At 69.0% G+C, this 1,982-nt stretch carries 2 protein-coding genes; both read right to left on the bottom strand.

All coding sequences use genetic code 11. The features are described 5' to 3' along the window. On the bottom strand, positions 1–1,253 hold a 1,253-nt coding region (locus ABB33_RS14795; protein WP_152985113.1), incomplete at its 3' end, for a PDC sensor domain-containing protein. Between the two features lie 139 nt (positions 1,254–1,392). Next, a partial coding sequence (locus ABB33_RS14790) for a methyl-accepting chemotaxis protein (RefSeq protein ID WP_248842459.1) occupies positions 1,393–1,982 on the bottom strand: 590 nt, incomplete at its 5' end.

The following is a 1,982-nucleotide window of genomic DNA, read 5'->3' as shown; positions in this document are numbered from 1 at the left end:
ATCATCACGCTGGTGGTGACGTCGTCGAGCGCGGAACGGATGCGCAGGTTCTCGGCGGCGATGGCGGCATCGCGCTCGATGCGCTCGCGCAGGTTGCCCTGCATGGTCTGCATGGAGCGCATCAGGGTGCCGATCTCGTCCTGGCGGGTGGCTTCGATGCGGCCGTCGAGCTTGCCATGGGCGATGTCGTTGGCGACGCCGGCGGCGGCCGCCAGCGGCAGTACCACCTGGCGGCGCAGCAGCACGAACAGCGCCGTGCACAGCGCCAGCGCCGCCAGCAGGCCCACCGCGGCGACGATGTACAGCAGCACGTCCGCCTGCCGGGTCAGCAGCGACTGCGGGACGATCACGCCGAGGGCGAAATGCTGGGCGGCGTCGCCCACCTTGATCGGCACGTACACCGCGACATTGCCGTCGGCGTCGGGCTCGAATGCCTCGGCGACCTCGCCCTTGGCGATGCGCGCGAGCACGGCACCGGTGGCCGCATCCTGGCGCTGGTTACCGATCCCGGCCGGGTCGCGGCTGGCCAGCACGCGGCCGGCCGGCGACAGCAGTTCGACGTGGCCTTCGCCCATCGGCGACAGCCGGGACAGGTGCTCCTGCAGCGAAGACAGGGCGAAGTCCACCGTCACCACGCCGAGGAAACGCTCCTGCTCGACGATCGGGATCGACAGGGTCGTCATCAGCACCTGCTTGCCGTTGATGGTGTAGCTGTACGGCTCGACCAGCGTGGGCTGGCGGCTTTCGCGTGGCTTGAGGTACCAGTCGCCATCACCGGCCACGTGATAGCCGCGCAGCGCCTCGGTCACCGGCTTGCCGTCCGCCCAGGCCCAGTAGCTCATGAAGCGGCCGCTCGAATCGTGGCCCTCATCGTCCACGTGCGTGGCATCGGCACCGTCGAACGCGTCCGGCTCCCACAGCGTGCTGACCCCGACCCACTCCGGATGCGCGAGCAACTGCTGCTTGAGCAGTGCCGATACCCCCTGGCGGGTCAGGATGCCCTGTTGTTGCTGCAGGCGCAGGGTGCCGGCCAGGGTGGTGGCGGTGTCATAGGCCTCGCCCAGTCCGGCCGAAACCCGCTGCGCTTCGAGGCCGGCCAGGTTGCGCATTGCATCCTGCGACGACGAAAGCAGGGCGTGGCTGCTCTTCCAGTAGCTGATCGCGGCGGTGACACCGAAGGAAATCAGCGCGATCAGCGCCACGCCCAGCATCAGGCGGATGACGATGCTGGAACCGGAACGGGGATGGGACACTGCTCTCTCCTGCGGCCACGTGCCCCTGCATGTCGGGGCACTGGCTCATGACTTTTGTGATGAAGGGGTGGCGCGGATGTTGGATCACCGCCACCCCGTAATGCCTGCGCGCAGCCCCGGGGGGCCGCGCACGGATGCCTCAGAACGCCTGCATGCCTCCTGCGGCCAGGCCGATGCCGTACCCGGTGGACGCAGCCGAAGCGACGGCGCCGACCCGGGCCGTGGGCAGCGCGGCCGCGGTCAGCCGGAACTGCGAGACCGCCTCGCTCAACTGCTGCGCCTGCTCTTCCATGGCCCGCGCGGCGGCGGTGGCTTCCTCCACCAGGGCTGCGTTCTGCTGGGTGGTCTCGTCCATCTGGGTGACGGTCTGGTTGACCTGCTCGATGCCGGCGCTCTGTTCCTGCGAGGCGGCGGAGATCTCGGCCATGATGTCGGTCACCCGCTGCACCGAGGTCACGATCTCGCCCATGGTGCTGCCGGCCTGGTGGACCAGCGCCGAGCCTTCGGCGACCTTGTCGACCGAGTTCTCGATCAGCTCCTTGATCTCCTTGGCGGCACCGGCCGAGCGCTGCGCCAGGGTGCGTACTTCCGAGGCGACCACGGCGAAGCCGCGGCCCTGTTCACCGGCCCGGGCGGCTTCCCACGCGGCGTTGAGAGCCAGGATGTTGGTCTGGAAGGCGATGCCGTCCGTGACCACGATTGTGTCGGCGCACTTCTTATACCGGTGCT

This window comes from Stenotrophomonas acidaminiphila, from assembly GCF_001431595.1.
GTDB classification, from domain to species: Bacteria; Pseudomonadota; Gammaproteobacteria; order Xanthomonadales; family Xanthomonadaceae; genus Stenotrophomonas; species Stenotrophomonas acidaminiphila.
Note: the sequence above shows the minus strand (reverse complement) of the source record. Positions and strands in the feature narration are given on the sequence as shown.